The organism is Thermoanaerobacterium calidifontis (assembly GCF_055381745.1).
The window spans coordinates 2,340,267-2,358,495 of record NZ_AP042436.1; the positions used below are offsets into that span (position 1 = coordinate 2,340,267).

The 18,229-nt window shown below is 37.8% G+C and carries 15 protein-coding genes; all 15 read right to left on the reverse strand.

What is annotated here, in order from left to right; translation table 11 throughout:
- Positions 1 to 9: 9 nt before the first annotated feature.
- On the reverse strand, positions 10 to 1,494 hold the full coding sequence (locus tag ACZ42G_RS12185) for a gluconokinase (protein WP_464850587.1): 1,485 nt from the start codon (positions 1,492 to 1,494) through the stop codon (positions 10 to 12).
- Positions 1,495 to 1,509: 15 nt separating this feature from the next.
- Positions 1,510 to 2,490 carry a D-isomer specific 2-hydroxyacid dehydrogenase family protein gene (locus ACZ42G_RS12190; RefSeq protein WP_464850589.1) on the reverse strand — a complete coding sequence of 327 codons (981 nt, stop codon included), beginning with the start codon at positions 2,488 to 2,490 and terminating at the stop codon, positions 1,510 to 1,512.
- A gap of 19 nt (positions 2,491 to 2,509) precedes the next feature.
- On the reverse strand, positions 2,510 to 3,958 hold the full coding sequence (locus ACZ42G_RS12195; protein ID WP_464850591.1) for a tagaturonate epimerase family protein: 1,449 nt from the start codon (positions 3,956 to 3,958) through the stop codon (positions 2,510 to 2,512).
- 32 nt (positions 3,959 to 3,990) lie between these two features.
- The gene (locus ACZ42G_RS12200) at positions 3,991 to 4,755 is read right to left on the reverse strand and encodes a DeoR/GlpR family DNA-binding transcription regulator (protein WP_274893465.1); all 765 of its coding nucleotides are present in this window, start codon (positions 4,753 to 4,755) and stop codon (positions 3,991 to 3,993) included.
- A gap of 157 nt (positions 4,756 to 4,912) precedes the next feature.
- Positions 4,913 to 5,788, reverse strand: coding sequence for a sugar phosphate isomerase/epimerase family protein (locus ACZ42G_RS12205; RefSeq protein WP_464850593.1), 876 nt, complete (start codon positions 5,786 to 5,788; stop codon positions 4,913 to 4,915).
- On the reverse strand, positions 5,767 to 7,104 hold the full coding sequence (locus ACZ42G_RS12210) for an MATE family efflux transporter (RefSeq protein WP_274893467.1): 1,338 nt from the start codon (positions 7,102 to 7,104) through the stop codon (positions 5,767 to 5,769). The genes ACZ42G_RS12205 and ACZ42G_RS12210 overlap by 22 nt, the downstream gene beginning before the upstream one ends.
- Positions 7,105 to 7,128: 24 nt before the next feature.
- Entirely contained in the window at positions 7,129 to 8,100 is a 972-nt protein-coding gene (locus ACZ42G_RS12215) for an AEC family transporter (RefSeq protein ID WP_464850594.1), read from the reverse strand.
- Positions 8,101 to 8,114: 14 nt separating this feature from the next.
- Positions 8,115 to 9,605: a UxaA family hydrolase gene (locus ACZ42G_RS12220; protein WP_464850596.1), complete on the reverse strand. Its 1,491-nt coding sequence runs from the start codon at positions 9,603 to 9,605 to the stop codon at positions 8,115 to 8,117.
- A 2-nt stretch (positions 9,606 to 9,607) separates the two neighbouring features.
- On the reverse strand, positions 9,608 to 11,059 hold the full coding sequence (locus tag ACZ42G_RS12225) for a tagaturonate reductase (RefSeq protein ID WP_464850597.1): 1,452 nt from the start codon (positions 11,057 to 11,059) through the stop codon (positions 9,608 to 9,610).
- A 63-nt stretch (positions 11,060 to 11,122) separates the two neighbouring features.
- On the reverse strand, positions 11,123 to 12,688 hold the full coding sequence (locus tag ACZ42G_RS12230; RefSeq protein WP_464850599.1) for a glycoside hydrolase family 28 protein: 1,566 nt from the start codon (positions 12,686 to 12,688) through the stop codon (positions 11,123 to 11,125).
- Between the two features lie 15 nt (positions 12,689 to 12,703).
- On the reverse strand, positions 12,704 to 13,609 hold the full coding sequence (locus ACZ42G_RS12235; RefSeq protein WP_085113153.1) for a carbohydrate ABC transporter permease: 906 nt from the start codon (positions 13,607 to 13,609) through the stop codon (positions 12,704 to 12,706).
- Complete coding sequence (locus ACZ42G_RS12240; protein ID WP_085113154.1) at positions 13,609 to 14,490, reverse strand: carbohydrate ABC transporter permease; 882 nt, start codon at positions 14,488 to 14,490, stop codon at positions 13,609 to 13,611. The genes ACZ42G_RS12235 and ACZ42G_RS12240 overlap by 1 nt, the downstream gene beginning before the upstream one ends.
- Positions 14,491 to 14,584: 94 nt before the next feature.
- Entirely contained in the window at positions 14,585 to 15,928 is a 1,344-nt protein-coding gene (locus ACZ42G_RS12245; RefSeq protein ID WP_464850601.1) for an ABC transporter substrate-binding protein, read from the reverse strand.
- Positions 15,929 to 16,016: 88 nt separating this feature from the next.
- Positions 16,017 to 17,165 carry a glycoside hydrolase family 88/105 protein gene (locus ACZ42G_RS12250; protein ID WP_464850602.1) on the reverse strand — a complete coding sequence of 383 codons (1,149 nt, stop codon included), beginning with the start codon at positions 17,163 to 17,165 and terminating at the stop codon, positions 16,017 to 16,019.
- Positions 17,166 to 17,205: 40 nt separating this feature from the next.
- Positions 17,206 to 18,225, reverse strand: a complete 1,020-nt coding sequence (locus tag ACZ42G_RS12255) for a LacI family DNA-binding transcriptional regulator (RefSeq protein ID WP_464850604.1) — start codon at positions 18,223 to 18,225, stop codon at positions 17,206 to 17,208.
- Between the last annotated feature and the right edge of the window lie 4 nt (positions 18,226 to 18,229).

An 18,229-nucleotide genomic window follows, 5' to 3' on the forward strand; every position in this document is an offset into this window, starting at 1 on the left:
CTCCAATTTTTATAGTTTGTTGTGAACTTCAAACAAGTTTTTAAGCTCTCTTGTCATAAGCTTAAAGAATTGAAATCCCTTTTCATACTGCTGTACCTTTTCCTCTTGAGGCATGAACACTTTCTTAATCTTCACCATCTTGTAAGTTGCCTCTAATACATCTTTATAGACTCCTAATGCACAAAATCCCAACAAAGCCGAGCCTAAAAGCTCAGGTTCTTCCACATTTGATACCTTTATAGGCAGTCCCAATACAGATGAGAAAATTTCCATCCAAAGCTCAGAGTTTGTGCCACCACCTCCAGCTCTTATCTCTTTTATATTTATATTATTGTCTTTTACTGCCTCAAAAAGCATTCTCAATGAATATGCAACGCCTTCTAAACCTGCCTTTATCAAATGCCCTTTTGTGTGACTGTTTTTCAATCCAAAATAGACGCCAGAAGCTATGTTGCCAATTTCTTTGTCCCTCTCTCCTGTGATATAAGGCAGGAAAAACAGATTGGACGTATCAGCACTTAATGCTTCCTTTGTCAATTCGTCATAACTCATGTTAAAGATATTGTCTCTAAGCCACCTTAAAATTATGCCTGCATTGTTGATGGCCGCTCCTACAAACCACTTTCCTGATGAAAGGTAGTAAGTTTGAAGCCTCATTAAATCTTCTTTATCTAAAACGGCTTCTGGATACGCAACTCTAAACATTCCTGTTGTGCCTATGTTTATTGCGCCAACTCCATCGTCAAATGCTCCAATGCCTATTCCTACAGCGCCACCATCGTACACGCCAGGCAGCAGCTTTACATCCCCATTCAATCCTAAAAGCTCTTTCGATTTGTCGGGAAGGTCAGCTAAAATCACATCTGAAGGCACAATCTCAGGAAGCCTATCCTCGTCTATGCCTAAGGCACCAAGTGAGTAGCTATCCCATTTAAGGGTATTTATATTCATCATTCCTGTGGCAGATGATATGCTAGGTTCTGTATACGGCTTATTTAAAAGCTTTGATATGATGTAGTCTTTTGAGCTTAAAAAGTATTTTGATTTTTCAAAAATATCTCTTCTCTTTCTCTTAAGCCAATATATCTTAAAAAGCGGCGCATGGAACGTAGGAGCAAATCCAGTCCTCTTGTACATCTCATTTACGTCAATATCGTTTAGCAATTCTTCGTAAGTTTCTTTCGACCTTGTATCAAGAAGCGTCATTATGCCTGTCAATGGCTCTAAATTCTCATCGACAGGTACAAGGCCAAACATGTACGTAGACGGTATGACAAGAGAAATCGCATCCTCATAACCTTTCGACGCTTCTTTAGCCGCTTTTACAAAAGTAGAAAACAAGACTTCAGGATCGTGTTCCGCTTTCCCGTCGTCGCCTTTAAAAAGTGGTATCTCACACCTATAAAGGTTTAGCACATTTCCTTCCTTGTCTACGACACCTGCTTTAAGATTTGTGGTGCCTATATCTATACAAAGAGCTAATCCCCTATCCATATTAATCCTCCACGACTATAATTTTATCACTCCGTCAGGCTCTTGACCATTCAATACTTTCTCTATGTCTGATACAACTTTGTCGCCCATGCCTTTTAAGCATTCTCTTGTGTAAGCAGATATGTGAGGCGTTATCACCACATTCTCATATTTCAAAAGTGGATGATTCTCGTCTATAGGCTCGTTTTCTACAACGTCTAATCCAACACCTGCCACTTTTCCATCGTCGAGAGCTTTCATCAAAGCCTCGTTGTCTATAAGCTCCCCTCTGGCTGTATCTACAATGTAGACACCGTCTTTCATCATAGAAAATTGCTTAAATGATAGCATGTGGTAATTGCCTTTATTAAGAGATGCATTTAAGGATATCATGTCTGCTGCTTTTAAAAGTTCTTCTAATGTCTCTACAGGTTCAGCACCTCTTTCACGTATCAAACCAGATGGCACGTACGGGTCGTAAGCTATAACTTTTGCATTAAACCCATACCTGAGTATTTCACAAACTCTGCTGCCTATATTGCCAATACCTATTATGCCTATAACTTTGTCCCTTAGCTCTGCGCCCATGAAGCTAGCTCTTTCACTCCACTTGCCATCTTTTACTTTAAGGGATGCTCCTCTTACTTTCCTGACCACATCCAATAAAAGCGTCACAGCCGACTCTGCTACAGCTTCTCTTTCAACATACCCATCGACTTTTGTGACGTACGTACCTTTCTCTTGAGCACTTTTTATATCGATATTATCATACCCAATGCCATGCCTTGTAATAAGCAGCGTCTCATCCTTGTGCTCAAAAAACTCTTTATCGTAGTAAGGCTTGACGCTGGCTACAATGATAGAATATCCCATAAGCTTCTCTGCCAGTTCTTTGCCGTGCATGTCGTAAGGGAATTGGAATCTGTCAACTTCCCCAAATTTTTTTAACTTCTCCAAATGCTCAGGAAAGTTCCTGCCAAAACTGCTGGAATTTACAATCGCTATTTTCACACCCATTTTTTTCTCCTCCTAAGATTTATTTTTCATAGAATATTTCTTTCAAATGGTTTTCTATGTTATCAGAAACCATTTTATAATGTTCTTCTTCATAATCGTAAAGCATGTCTTTAATCTCTTTCCCCTTTAAGTCAAGCAAAACACCAAAGGATATGTGAAAAAGCTGCTTTATCTCTGGTCTAATCATAAATTCTGGATTATCAAGCTCAGGTTCATCTTTAAAGTCATCCTTTTTAATCAAAACCTTGTACGATTTTTTGCTTTCTTCCAGATTTGATAAAGCTATCTTGTAAAGTTCTCTGTAGAACTCCTTGTCAGATTTGTAAATGAGATTTACAGCCTGTAGCCAACTTGTGCCAGACGTCTTTATGTGAAAATTCTTCTCAGTTGTCTTGCTAAAAATCTTGTAAATGCTAAATTTATCGCTGCCTGAATGTAAGCTAAGCTTATAACCGCCTATTAACTTAGTAAGATCGTAATGTTTTTTAAGCTCTCTTTCAAATTCATTTACGTCTCCTACGTAGTCAATGGCCTTTTCAAATTCACCAGGAAATTTAGGTGCAATGCTAAAAAAGTCGATGCCATTCCGATGGAGATACTCTGCTACAAAAAGGTGATCCTCCAAAGTCGTCACTTTTCCGCCTTCATCGATGGAGATTTCAAGGTCAAAGTCGTTAAGTTTTTCTTTTAAGATGTCATTTACTTTCTCCACAAACTTCATTGCAGTCTCATAGGCTACAGCAGACTTTAAAAGCTCGTCTTCTGAGACTAAATGACCACCAAAACCCACATTTAGAGATTTGCCTGAAAAATCTTCCACAATCTTTCTGCTTACATCTGACAATGTTTCTGCCTTTTCTTTGATTTCTGATGACGTTGCACCGCTTACATCAAAAAGCTGTTCACTTAAGTCCAGCGTGTACATGGTGTAACCAGCATCTATGCCTTCTAAAAGGTACTTCTCATCCTTTATATGGTCTGCATCAGCCCCATAATGGCCTATATATCCTGTCTCCAAGACACCTAACACTACTTTTAAAAGCACATCTTTAAAGTTCCTGTTTGTCTTTACAAGCTCTCTTGGGGATTGCTGCGCCAAAATAGGGAATACATTGAATTTTTTTAAAGCATCAAGCTGTGCTGCTGTTACCATCCCAAGCCTGTCACCTGTGCCAAATGAGGCATTTTCCCTGCATATAGTAGGCCCTATGTGAAACCTGCCGTTTAATGTCACATAGTTATCGAAGGTAAAAGGATAAACATTAAATTGGAGGCTGTCGCTTATTTTCTTATTCTCTGAAAAGTATGGTTCTTTAAGCTTCAACTCGTCATTAGACAGTATGCCGATCATTTTTTCCTTTTGCTTTTTCACTACAAATATATATGTGTTTTCACCAAGCTTCCTTAAAGAATCTGGATATATCTGAAACCCGCTTTCTTTAAGCACGGATGATACATTTCCAACCATTTCTCATCTCTCCTTTCAAATCGAAAAACATGCTAATTAGCCAAATCTATTACAACATGATTTTTCAAATCATCTATCACATCCATGTTTTGCACTCCTGACGTTATAACCCTATCAACATCACCTATATTGCAAAATGACACCATAGCATCTTTGCCAAATTTACTGCTGTCGACGACGACAATCGATGTTCTTGAAGATCCAATCATAGACCTTTTGACTTCTGCCTCAAAGATATCAGACGTGGTAAATCCCTTTTCTAACGACACTCCCGCTGCTGCGAGGAAGGCAATGTCAGCATTGTACTTTTTTACGTACTCTACAGCATCTGGACCTATTAAAGAATAATTGACGTTTTTAAGATTTCCGCCTGTCACGTGTAAAGTTATATTTGTGTTTCTTGCAAGTTCGGCAGCTATGTTAAGTCCATTGGTTATGATCGTGATATTCTTTAAGCCTTTGTAGTTAATATACCGTGCTAACTGATAAGTAGTAGACCCTGCATCAAGAAAAATGCTCATTCCCTCTTTAATCGCATCTATTGCTTTATTGGCTATCTTCTCTTTTTCTTCGATGTTTTCTTCCATCCTGAATAAGAGTGGAGGAACAACGATGTTTTTCTTTAGCACGCCACCGCCGTAGTTTCTCTCTATAAGCCCTTCTTTTTCAAGCTCATCTAAGTCCCGTCTTATGGTCTCATCTGACACTTGAAACATCTCACAAAGCTCTGATACTTTTACAGATTTTTCCTTCATGAGTATTTCTTTTATCTTATTTCTTCTCGTGGAAGCCAGCATATGACACCATCCTATACAAATTATCATCTATCTTAAACTCATCATTTATTATCAAAAAGAACGAATAACTTTTTCTAACTCTATATTAACATATATTCGACGTAAAACCAACAATTCCTCCTTAAAATCCAAAAATTTTTATGTGGTTTTTGTGGTATTATTGGACTACGATTTCGTATTTACCCTTAAGATACGAAATCCCACTTTTTATAAATGTGCCTTTTGTGTTTTCCATCAAGATGTTTATATACGGTTTTGCGTACTTTAAAAACTTGAATATTGTTTCGTAATCCAGCAGTCCCTCACCTACAGGCACAAATTCAAACTTTCCTTCATTCATCGAAAAATCTTTCGCATGTACTGCTACAATCCTATCTCCAAACAATCTAAAGGCCTCTTCAAAAATAATCTTTTGGCTTTTGTAATTTTCCTCAGTCAAAAGGTTGGCCGGGTCAAATATGACTTGCAAATTGCTGGACTTTACATCATCTATAAGCCTCCTCATGACTTTGGGAGAGTATATGGGATGGTTGACACCTGGCTCTATGCCCACTATGACTCCAAATTTTTCAGCTTCCTCAACTAATTCAGATACGCTTTTCACCACTTCATTGTAAGCATCTTCTGTGAAATTATCAGTCGTGTATCCCATCTTCTCATGCACATTGCCTGTCTCTGTAGCAACAATGCTGCAACCAAAATCCCTTGCATACCTTAAATGTTCTTTAAAAAGCTCCAATAACAACCTCCTTTCGCTTAAATCTGGATGAATGATGTTTACATAGCAGCCCAACACTGCAATTTGAATGTTATGACTTCTGAAATGGCTGCATATATAGTTAGCCAAGCCTGGTGTCAGACTTCCATTTTTAATGTTAAGTTCTGGAAATGATTTATTTAAAGCCAATTGAACCGAAGAAAGTCCCAATTTCGAAACCTCTTCAGGCAGTCTTTCCAAAGATAATCCTATTAGATCATGCGCTCTTATTCCTAAATTCATGAAATGCACCTCTACACAATTGCTTTTTGCCACTTGGTACCCCTAAGCCTTATAAGGTAAAGAGTCCCTCTTACTGCCCAGTCTGTAAACATGCCTATCCATACTCCTACAAGTCCAAATTTCATCACTACTCCAAGTACATATCCTAAAACTATCCTAAAAGCCCACATGCCTATTATAGATGTCATCAATGTGTACTTGGCATCTCCTGCACCTTTTAAGCCTGCAGGCAGCACAAATGACAATGACCATAAAACCATACAAGCTAAATTAAGTCTAACGACTTTCACAGCGATATCTATGACGTCCTGATTTGTGGTGTATATAGATACAAGAAATCTTGCAAAAGGAAACGACACTGCACCAAGTATACCCATACATATACTGGCAAGCCACGTCATGTAGTAAAGGGACTTTTTTGCGGCTACAGGATCGCCACTGCCCATATCCTGTCCTACGACTATAGTAGAAGCTATGCTTAAAGCGTTGCCGGGAATATTGAATATCTGTTGCACAGAAAAACCTATGGAATTTGCTGCAATTGATGCAGTGCCAAAAAGCACAACAAATACTTGCGTTATCAATTTGCCACCGCTAAATAGAAGCGACTCAAGGCCGGCAGGAAGTCCTATGTTAAAGATAGATCTAAGCATTTTCATGTCAGGTTTGTAATGGCGCAAATCGTAAAGCTTCACAACACTTGTACCCTTAATCAAGATGTACAATGCTACTATAGCACCAATGAGTCTGGACAATCCTATGCCTATTGCAGCACCTTCCACACCTAAGCCTTTGAGATTAATCATCTTTATGCCATATATGAATGCGTAACTTAATATGACGTTTAAGACATTTATAAACACGTTTATATACATAGGTGTCTTTGTGTCGCCAGCACCTCTTAATACCCCAAATGCTACCAACTGAGCTGTTATAAATGGGTATGTTACAAGGCTTATGCTTAAATACAATATAGTATTGTCAAATACGATTTTTTCTGCTTTGCCAAAAAGCAAAAGCACTATAGGATGCCTTAAAATCCATATGAGAATCGTAATAAATATGGTTATAAGCTCACCTGAATACATTATCTGTTTGCTGGCTTCATTTGCCGCCTTTTGATTTTTCTGCCCCACATACTGTGCTACAACGACAGTTCCACCAACTGCAAGAGCCGAAAAGAATCCTATTAAAATGTTATTTATAGAATCAGCCATCCCGATAGATGAAATTGCCTCTTTTCCAAGTCTGCTGGCCAATATTGTATTTATTATGCCCATAGAGCTTATAAACGTCTGCTCCGTTATTATAGGTCCAATAAGTTTGAGTATGTCTTTCTTGATAATCATCTATTAACATCCTTTTAGCTAAATTCAAACTGGAAATATAACCCTTGACACATAAATGACCAAAGTCAAAGTGATAGTGCTAAGCAGTGTTGAAACCATGACCAACTGCGACGCATAGTCTTTGCAATTATCAAATTCTACGGCAATTAAAGCAGTGTTTACTGCGGAAGGAGTAGAAGATGATATCATCAATGCCTGTGCCACAACGCCAGAAAAACCGAATATCTTTATTAAAAGAAATGCGATTATAGGGCCACCCAATAGCCTTGTGACTGCTGATAAATAGACTTCCTTGTTTTTAAAGCTTATATTTGTATACGAAAGTTGAGCGCCTAAAGATATAAGTGCAAAAGGCACAAAAGCATTTTTGATGTACTCAGCAGCAGGCCATATTGGTATTTTTGTCAAATCAACAGGCAACAGTTTTAAAAGCAAGGCCGCTGGAATTGCGTAAATTGTTGGCATAGAAAATATCTTTTTCATGCTGTCTTTAAAGTCCATAGATGCACTGCTGGCCAGAAAAAATCCTATGCTGTTTGTAAATATGTTTTGTATCAAAAGCACCATTATCTGTGCGGTAATCGCCATGTTGGCGTAAGGAGTCTTTCCATGTATCAAATACGGTCCCGTAGTAAACACAAGTGTTATAAGCGACAGCCCTATATTGCCGGAATTGTAAAACATGATGGAATTCCTAAAGGCATTTTTATAGCCTTTGTCATAGTTTCTAAACTTAGCTATGATGCTGCCGATTGCCACATTTGCCAGAAGCATAGATATGGCAAATACCAACACTTTCATCATGTCCAATGGTATCTTAGTAGTATAAATATTTACAAATATAAATCCCGGAACAAAGACGTAAAAATTTATCTTGCTAAAAGAATTAACGTCTAACTTAAACTTGCTGCCAAGGACATATCCTATAAATATTATCAAAAATATAGGAAGAATATCAGATGTCAAAATGTAGTAAAATATTCTCACATCATTCACCTTTGCTTTTCAATTTACAATGTCACACCTGACTTGAAAATGGCGATTTCTTTGAAATTATTCTTCTCATTGTTGACTTTATCGCCGCTGGCTACTTTTAAAACGTAGTTTACCAATCTATCTAAGACTACATCTATCCCTTCATCTTCTATGAGCGTTCCTGCGTTAAAATCGATCCAATTTTTCTTCTTCCTATAAAGCTCCGTATTAGTAGAAATCTTTAAAGTAGGCACAAATGTGCCAAAAGGCGTTCCCCTTCCTGTTGTAAAAAGTATCAAATGGCATCCTGATGCGGCTAAAGCTGTAGAAGACACAAGATCGTTGCCTGGGCCGTACAAAAGGTTAAGTCCTCTCTTTTTCACTGTATCTCCATAATCTAAGACATCTACCACGATTGATTTTCCACCTTTTTGAACACAGCCTAAGGACTTCTCCTCCAATGTAGTTATACCGCCAGCCTTGTTTCCAGGCGATGGATTTTCGTATATAGGTTGATTATGTTCTAAAAAGTACTGCTTAAAGCCATTTATCATATTGACAGTCCTGTTGAAGACATCTTCATCTTGGCATCTTTCCATGAGAATCTGCTCTGCCCCAAACATCTCCGGAACTTCCGTCAATACTGCACTGCCTCCATGGGATACGAGAAAATCTGTAAATGCACCTAACAATGGATTCGCAGTTATGCCTGAAAATCCGTCAGAACCGCCACATTTAAGCCCAACAACCAACTGACTTATGTCTACATCGACTCTTACATCCTCTTTCATCTTCTGATACAACTCTTTTAAAAGCTTCACTCCTTCTTCGATGTCATCGTCAACTTCCTGGGCAATCAGAAATTTAACTCTTTCCTCATCGTATTGACCTAAATTTTCCTTAAAAGAAGGTATGTTGTTGTTTTCACAGCCTAAACCCAAGACTAAGACACCGCCGGCATTTGGGTGCTTCACTATATCTGATAAAATTTTTCTGGTGTTTATGTGGTCATCTCCCAACTGGGAGCACCCATAGCTGTGTTTAAATATCTGGATATCATCGATTCCTTCGATTTTGACTTCTCTTTTAAATCTCTCTATTATCATCTCTCCTATGCCATTTACACAGCCTACCGTAGGAACGATCCAAAGTTCGTTTCTTATGCCAACAGCGCCAGTTTTCCTTTTGTACCCTTTAAACGTAATGGTATAATCATACTCCATAGCTGCAACAGCTTCTTTTTTATCATAAACGTAGTTTAAAATATCTCCTAAGTTCGTCTTAATATTATGGGTATGAACCCATGCACCTTCAGGTATATCTGAAAGTGCATGTCCTATGGGGTAACCGTACTTTACAACGTCATGTCCTTCTTTAATCTCCTTTAAAGCAAATTTATGGCCTTTTGGCACATCATCGACAATGACTAATGTCTTATCGCCTAACCGAATAACATCGCCTTTTTTTAAATCTCTCAAAGCGACAGCCACGTTGTCTGAAGGGTTTATTTTTATGAAATCTTTCATGGTTACTTTAGCACCTCTTTTAAAGACTCTTTTATGCCGTTCTTCTCAATCGAGTACAAATACTCAGTAACAGCATCATTTAACCCAGCTACTTCATTTAGGTCCATCTTCCACACTTTATCGTACGATAAAACATTTGTTACAATATCCTTTATTCCTTCACGACTGCCATCAAAGTCTTTCCACAGTTCTTGATACATCTTTAATATGTCAGGATCGTCGTTTAATGGTATTGCTTCATCGCCTCTTTTCCCTTTGTAAAACTCTATATATGCGGAAAGGGAAAATACCAGTTTTTTAGGTAGTTCTCCATATGCTTTTACGTACTGGAGAAGTGAGGGAAGTACCCTCGTCTCGTATTTTGACATGGAATTTAAAGCAATGCTCATAAGGTAGTGCTTAACGTAAGGATTTTTAAACCTGTCGAACACTTCCCCAATAAATTCTTTAATTTCATCATCCGGCAAATCCAATGTCTTCATGATCTCATCGTAAGCCACATCTTTGATGAATTTTCCTACAACATCATCTTCCATGGCTTCCCCAACAGTGTCAATCCCGTAAAGATACGCCACAGGTACCATAGTTGTGTGCAGCCCATTTAAGATTCTCACTTTTCTGTCGCGATACGGGGTCACATCATCAACAAATCTTACATTTAAGCCTATCTCCCTTGCAGGAAACTCTTTTTCAATCCATTTAGGTCCCTCTATAACCCACAAGTGAAATAATTCTCCCACATCGATCAAGCTGTCTTCATAACCCAATTCCTTTTCAATTTCTGCAGCATCATCCTTCGGGTATCCTGTCACGATCCTATCTACAAGGGTTGTGCAAAAAACATTCCACTTCAAAACCCAGTCGGCAAATCCTTTTTCAAGATTCCAATAATCTACGTACTTAAGAACCATCTCTTTTAGCTTTTCACCGTTTCTGTCAATAAGTTCACAAGGAAGAATTATAAGCCCTTTGTCACTTCTGCCATTAAAATATTTATACCTTCTATACATGAAAGCAGTAAGTTTTGCAGGAAAACTGTTGTGTGGAATAGCATCAAACGTATCATTTTCATCAAATGCAATGCCTGCCTCTGTAGTATTGGAAATCACAAATCTTATGGTTTCTGATTCAGCCACATTTAGAAAAGCTTCGTAGTCATCATAAGGATTAATACCTCTACTTATGCTATTTACAACTTTATAAGTCCTTTTAGCCTTTCCATCTTTTATCCCTTGAAGTATAAGGGTATAAAGTCCATCCTGCTCATTTAATTTATCCACCAATCCACCTCTTAAAGGCTGCACAACGACAACGCTGCCATTAAAAACACCTTTTTCATTCATTTCGTCAATCATCCAGTCTGCAAACGCCCTTAAAAAATTCCCTTCACCAAACTGTACAACTTTCTCTGGATATCTTTTATAATCCTTATATACCTTCGACGATAACCTCATCATTTTCTTCCTCCTTAGTTCGATTTTTAGCACACGTGAACATTTTATTTTAAAAAAAATATTTCATTGAATTTCATTGTCAATATTTAACTTTGTAAAAGGCTCTGTCAAAGCACCTTCTACTACAACATTTTTCAATCTAAGGTTTTTAATGTTGTTAAGGTAAAAACCATTTCTACACATTTCTTCTACAAAGCTAAGCATCTCAGGATAATCAGGCTTAGCGCTTAAATCAAAGCTTACATAGATATTCTCCATATCAACTCTCTCAATTTTCCTCTCTGGAAGGCCATACATGTATCCTGCTGCAACCTGAGTATCAATGCATGTTATATTTTTTAGATAAATATTGCCGACATATGGCGTCCTGTCATCTACAGGAAGCTTTTCCTTGCTCCACACGTATTCAGTCTTACCATCAGCATCGCAAAAGTAAAAGCTATTTATAGTAAAAGGCGTCAAAACCCCTTCCATTCTGATGTTTGATGCGTGTATCTCATCGATGACTCCGGTCTTGCCTCTGCCTCTTCTTGTCTTTATGCGTATGCCGCGGTCTGTCTTTCTAAATATGCAATTCTCAACATGGACATTTTTTACACCGCCTGACATCTCGCTTCCTATTACGACAGCACCATGACCGTATTCCATAAGGCAGTTTCTTATGATAAGATTTTCTGACGGCATAGGAAGCCTTTGGCTTACAGACAACTTGCCTGACTTTATGGCAATGCAGTCATCGCCAACGGAAAATCTGGTGCCTGCAATGATGACATCTTTACACGATTCAGGATCGAGACCATCAGTATTTGGTGCATCTTTCGGATTTTCGATGTTCAAATTCACAAATTTAAGGTTTTGCGACATTAAAGGGTGTATCGTCCACGACGGCGAATTCTTTATTGTGATGCCTTCTATCAGTACGTTTTTGCACTTGTTTAAATAAACTGTTCTCGGTCTCCATGCGATTCTTTTAACTTTCGCGTCGTACCACCATGTATCAAAACTGGAATTGCCGTCTATAACACCATCGCCTATTATATTAACATTTTCCACAGAGATGCCAGTTATGAGGCTTGCAAACATATCGTTTGCTTCCCCTTCCCAAGATCCCAAATAGCCATTTTTAAATTCTTGGCTATCTATCTCCCCTGGAAGGATAGGGTACATTTCCCTCTCTTTTGCTCCTAATAACACAGCACTTTTACCTAATTCTATCGTTATATTGCTTTTTAAAAAAATCGGGTATGTCAAGTAAACACCTTCAGGAAAATACACCCTTCCTCCATCAGGACACGCCATTATGGCTGCTTGTATAGAAAAAGTATCAAGACGCTTTCCATCACCAACAGCACCAAAGTCCTTTACATTAATATACGCTGTCTCATGTTTTGTCTGTTGGAATACAGTTAATCTTTCTCCTGTTTCTTCGTTCTTTAGTGTAATTTCGTATTGACTGTTTGGCTTTAAATTTTTTACCGTCCACACACTCCTATCGACATCGCCCATATAATCTGAATTAACGTACAACTGATACTTTTTCTCTAAATAATAAGAATTTGAACCTTTCAATTCAAACGTAATTGTGGTAGATGTAGTTGATATGACATTTAATTCTTCCAATCGAATCACTCTTTCTTTAAAGAATCATCCCTTTAATCCGCTTGTAGATATACCTTCAACAAAATACTTTTGAGCCGAGAAGAATACTACGATTGAAGGTATAAGAGCTATAACCGACATTGCGATTATCTTGTTCCACTCAAAGTTGCCTGACGTAGCATCCATTGCCATCTTCAAAGCTATTGAAACAGGGTACTTGCTGACGGTTGAAATGTAGATAAGAGGTCCCATGAAATCATTCATAGACCACATAAATTGAAATATCGTTACAGACACAATTGCTGGCGTAATCACCGGCAGCAATATCCTCGTCAGTATCGTAAATGAATTACATCCGTCTATCTTCGCAGCTTCATCAAGCTCCTTTGGTATTCCCCTCATAAACTGTATAATCATGAACACGAAAAACGCTTCTGCCGCAAATATGTCATTTGCATACAGAGGAACAAACGTGTCCAGTAAATGCAATTGCTTCCATAAAAGATATAGCGGTATCCTTAAAACGATCTGTGGCAAAAACATCGTTGAAATAAGTATCGCAAACAAAGGCTTTTTAAACGGAAAATTAAATCTTGAAAAGCCATACGCTGTCAATACTGATGAAACAACTGTAAAAATCACTTTAGGGATGACGTACTTAAAAGTATTCATGTAGTACGTTGCAAATGTGTACTGCGTACCTGTTATCCAGCCCTTTACATACGGCGTAAAGTCTATCCTTTTTGGTATGAAGCTTATTGATGAGAATATCTCGCTGTTTGTCTTAAATGAAGCTCCTACAAGCCAGACAATGGGGTACAACATTATAATAGCGCCAATTGTCAGTATCGCATATCTAATTGCCAAATTGACTTTTCTTCTGAACTCTCTTTTTCTATACCCCTTATCCATCCTAAGGTTTACATTGTTGAATGCTGTCTCATTGTTCATTATGACTCGCCTCCTCCTTCATCTGAATAAAACACCCAGTACTTCGACGATGAAAATACGAACATTGTAAATATCATTATTATTATGAAGAGGAACCATGATATAGCGCTGCCATATCCCATATTGAAGAACTTAAATGAATTGTCGTAAATCATCATTGGCAAAAGATACGTCTTATAAAGAGGTCCACCTTGCGTTATCATGTAAGGTCCATTGAATTCCTGGAAAGCCTGTATTAACTGCATTACCAAGTTGAAAAATATTATAGGTGTCAAAAGCGGTATGGTGACTTTAAAGAATGTTTTGATCTTGCCTGCACCGTCAACTGCCGCTGCCTCATAAAGCTCTTGCGGTATATCCTTTAAACCTGCCAAGAAAATCACCATGGTAGAGCCAAATTCCCATACCCTTAAAGCGCTTATGGTAAATATCGCTCCTAAACCTGTGGAAAACCAACCTACTGGCTTTATGCCAAATACTCCCAGGACCTGATTTACAAGCCCTGTATTTGCAAATACAAACTTCCACAAAACAGCTATAGCAATATTTCCGCCAAGAATCGATGGGACATAATACGCAGTGCGGTAAAAATTTATTCCTCTTAGCTTGTAATTCAAGATAAATGCTATAAAAAGTGAAAATATAAGCTTTAGCGGTACTGTAATTACAACATACTCCAGTGTTGCAGTAAATGACGTCCAGAATGTGCTGTCATGAAACATATTGACGTAATTTTGAATACCGATAAATTGCGGTGCATTAATAATATTGTAATTTGTGAAACTTAATATTAAAGATGTCACAAACGGATATATGGTAAATATCACAAGGCCGATAAGCCACGGCAGTATATATAAAAGCCCTATGCGCCTGTTTTCCATCAAAACCCTCCTATCAATACAAAGTGGATGCAATTAATTAAATGCGTGGAACTACAGTTTTCTCTCTGTAGTTCCACAAATTGACCACAGTGTTTTATTTTGTTATTTGACTTAGCACATTCTGAAGATTTGTATACATCTCTTTTGCGGCTTGATCAACTGTTTCTTGATTGTAAGAAATCTTGTCTATGGTCTGATCATATACTTGTTGAAGCTTTGGATCTTCCAGATATGGGCTTAATGGCAATCCTGGCTTTGACTCCAATATCTGCAATCCTTCATACTCTAAGCCTGATATCTTTCCGTCTTTTTTAAGTGTATCTACAGCAGATTTGCTTACAGGTATGCCCCTATTTGTGCCCATAGCTTCTACGCCTTGTGGATCATTCAAGATGAAATTCAAGAATGTGGCTGCTTCTTTTGGATATTTGCAATCCTTATTGATGGCAAAAAGCATTGATGGCTTTAATATAGCCGCTGATGTCTTAGCATCGGAATTCATAGGAAGTCCTGCTGTCACAAGCTCCATGTTGTTCTGTTTTATTGGAGTAGCTTCTTTTGATATTGCACTTGTCCATTCAAACAAGCCTGCAAATTTGCCATTTAAGAAGCTTGGAAGCTGTGCTATTGGTGCAAGTCCATTGCCACCTTCTGCAGCTATTGACTGAATCGGAGTAGTGACTTTTTTGTCTAACAAAGTCTTGTAGAACGACAATGCTGTCTTTATATCGTCTTGAGTGAAGTTAAGCTTGCCATCTGTTGTCAAGAAAGGTTTTCCTGTCTCTTGTTCTGCATAAGTCATAGCTAAAAGCCAAGAATCATAAGAACCTGTTACAATTGGGTAACTGCCACTTGGGAACTTCGAAGCATCATTGATAAGGTCATCCCATGTTTTAGGTATCGTAGCACCGTATTTATCATACATTGTCTTATTTACATACAGAACTCTTCCAGTCATAGCTACCGGTATGCCATTTAGTTTACCGTTAACGGTTCCTGTAGCCAAAATATCCTTAGAATAATTGTCTAAACCCAGCTCGCTTGACAGCTTGTTTAAATCGTAAAAACCATTGCCGTCTTTAGAGAATAGTGGCAACCAGTTCCAGTTTATCTGCATTATGTCTGCAGCAGTGCCACCTGCCATTTGTGTTGTCTGTTTGTCAAGGTAGCCATCCCAACCAGCATACTCTGCCTGTATCTTTATATTTGGGTATTTTTGCTCAAAAAGCTTTATAGCATTTAAAGTCGCCTGATGTCTTGTGTCATCACCCCACCATGAAAATCTCAGCGTTACTTGTTTTGCTGGCTGGCTTTCAGATGTCTTTGTACTGCTATTTGTGTTCTTCTGGCTCGTCGAATTACCTGATGAGCCACATCCTGTAAGTAATGTGGAAATACCTAGAGCTGCCGCAAGTGCTAATGCTACTAGTTTTTTCATAGATGATCCTCCTTAAAAATTTTTTTATTTTTGCATGTACAAAGATGTTGATTTTGACCTCCCTTTATCACCCCTTTCAAATACAGATTTAATTTATTTTAATTATTTCACTGTATGCCATCATTAATGCTCCTACGCCTTTAGGGTCGTCATATACGACTTTTTCCGATATATAGTAGTCATAGCTTCCATCTCTGTACGGATTATTGCCTAATCCTGCAACAGAACATATACCTCCAAGCGCCAATTTTCCTTCATCTTCTACAAGGTATTTATTGACTGTGCCTTCAAATGCCTTTACACCATGCTCTTTATATTCTTGTGGCAAAAGGTTTAACCTTATACCCTTAAGTATGCTGTACGAAATCATCAGCGTGGCAGATGTTTCTTGATAATTTCCTTTTTCGCCGCCTTTATCTAAAACCTGATACCACATGCCAGTTTTTTCATCTTGGTAAATAATGAGTCCATTTATTGCTTCGTTGAATATTTTAAGAAGGGCATCTTTTTCAGACTCCATTCTTTCATCCATCTCTTCCAGCACATCAACAAGGGCCATGACAAACCAACCTTCTGCTCTTCCCCAAAAATTCTGAGAAACACCAGTTTTTTTATCTGACCATGCTTCTTTTCTACTTTCGTCATATCCATGATAGTAAAGCTTTTTCTCATTGTCATACATAAGCCTTCTTACATTAGCAAATTGATTTACAATATCAGATAAATCTTTAAGATCGCCAAAATTTTTGATGTATTTGATGTAAAAAGGCATCACCATATACAGTCCATCAAGCCATACTTGATGAGGATATATGTCTTTGTGCCAAAAATTCCCTTCATTTGTCCTGGGCTGTGTCTTAACTTGATTAAAAATCGTCTCTATGGCTTTCTTGTACTTCTCATCACCAATCATTTTGTAAACATCAAACAGCACTTTGCCTGAATTTACATCGTCTAAATGATGATTTTCCATGTGGTAACCTTTTATCTTGCCGTCTTTTTCTATAAATTCATCAAGGTATTTTAATACAAATGTTTTGTACTTTTCATCATCTGTTGCACTGTACAGATCAAGTGCACCTTTTAGTACGCAGCCATCTTCATAATTCCACGATGGTTTGTAGCTTTTGTAATCTTTAATGTAGCCATCTATAAATTTCTCAACTTTGTTCAAAGCTTTCAATCCTCCAAATGATTTTTCAATTTCCAGCGACAATTTTCGATTAAAGCTTTTCATATAAGCTGCTTTGCACACGTTAACTGGATTTATGCGAAAATTATTTTATTGCCATTACAGAATCTCTTATCTTTAACTTTGTAGGTACGTATATCTTTTCTCCGCTGTTTTCGTCATTTTCAATCATGGTCATCAATATTTCTGCACCTTTTTGGCTGACATCTTTTATAGGCTTTCTCACCGTTGTGAGAGCAGGTATTATATACCTGCAAAATTCACTGTCATCGAAGCCTACCACTGAAATGTCATCAGGTACCTTAAGACCTTTTTCATATATAGCCTTTATAGCACCTACCGCCATGTCATCGTTGGAGCAAAAAACGGCTGTCGGTTTTTTCTTTAACTTTAAAAGTTTGTTCATGGCGCTGTAGCCGCTTTCTATGTCGTACTCCCCACTTACGATGTAATCATTGTTAATAAGTATCTTGCTTTCAATAAGTGCCTTCAAAAAGCCGTCTTTTCTGTCAACAGTCGATTTGAAGCCTTCTTTGCCTTCAATTATGGCTATATCCCTATGTCCATTTTCAATCAGGTACTTCACTGCATTGTAAGCTCCTGTCTTCTCTTCACTCAGTATATTGACTACAGATTTTTCGTTGACTTCTCTGTTTAAAACAACCAAAGGTATACCTTTTCTCATGACGTAGTACATAAATTCATTATCGCTTTCGCTTTGGCTTGTAAGTATGATTCCATCAAAACGGTTTTTTTCGATAGACGAGTAATCCTTATACTCGTCTATCCCTCTTATGATGAGATTGTAATTTTTTTTGATTGCACTGTTTACACCCCTTACAGTCTCATAGAAAAAACTGGGGGATGTTCCTTTGAAGATTGTAGAAAAGAACAAGCCGATATTATATGATTTATTGAGAACAAGGCTTTTAGCGTTGTAATTAGGCACGTAATTAAGTTTTTTTGCGATTTCTTTTATCTTCTCTTTCGTCTCCTCTTTTATCTGCGGACTGTCGTTTAAAGCTCTGGAAACTGTAGTATGTGATACATTTGCAAGTTTTGCTATATCCTTTATTGTAACGCTCATCTCAAGCACCTTCCACATTCAT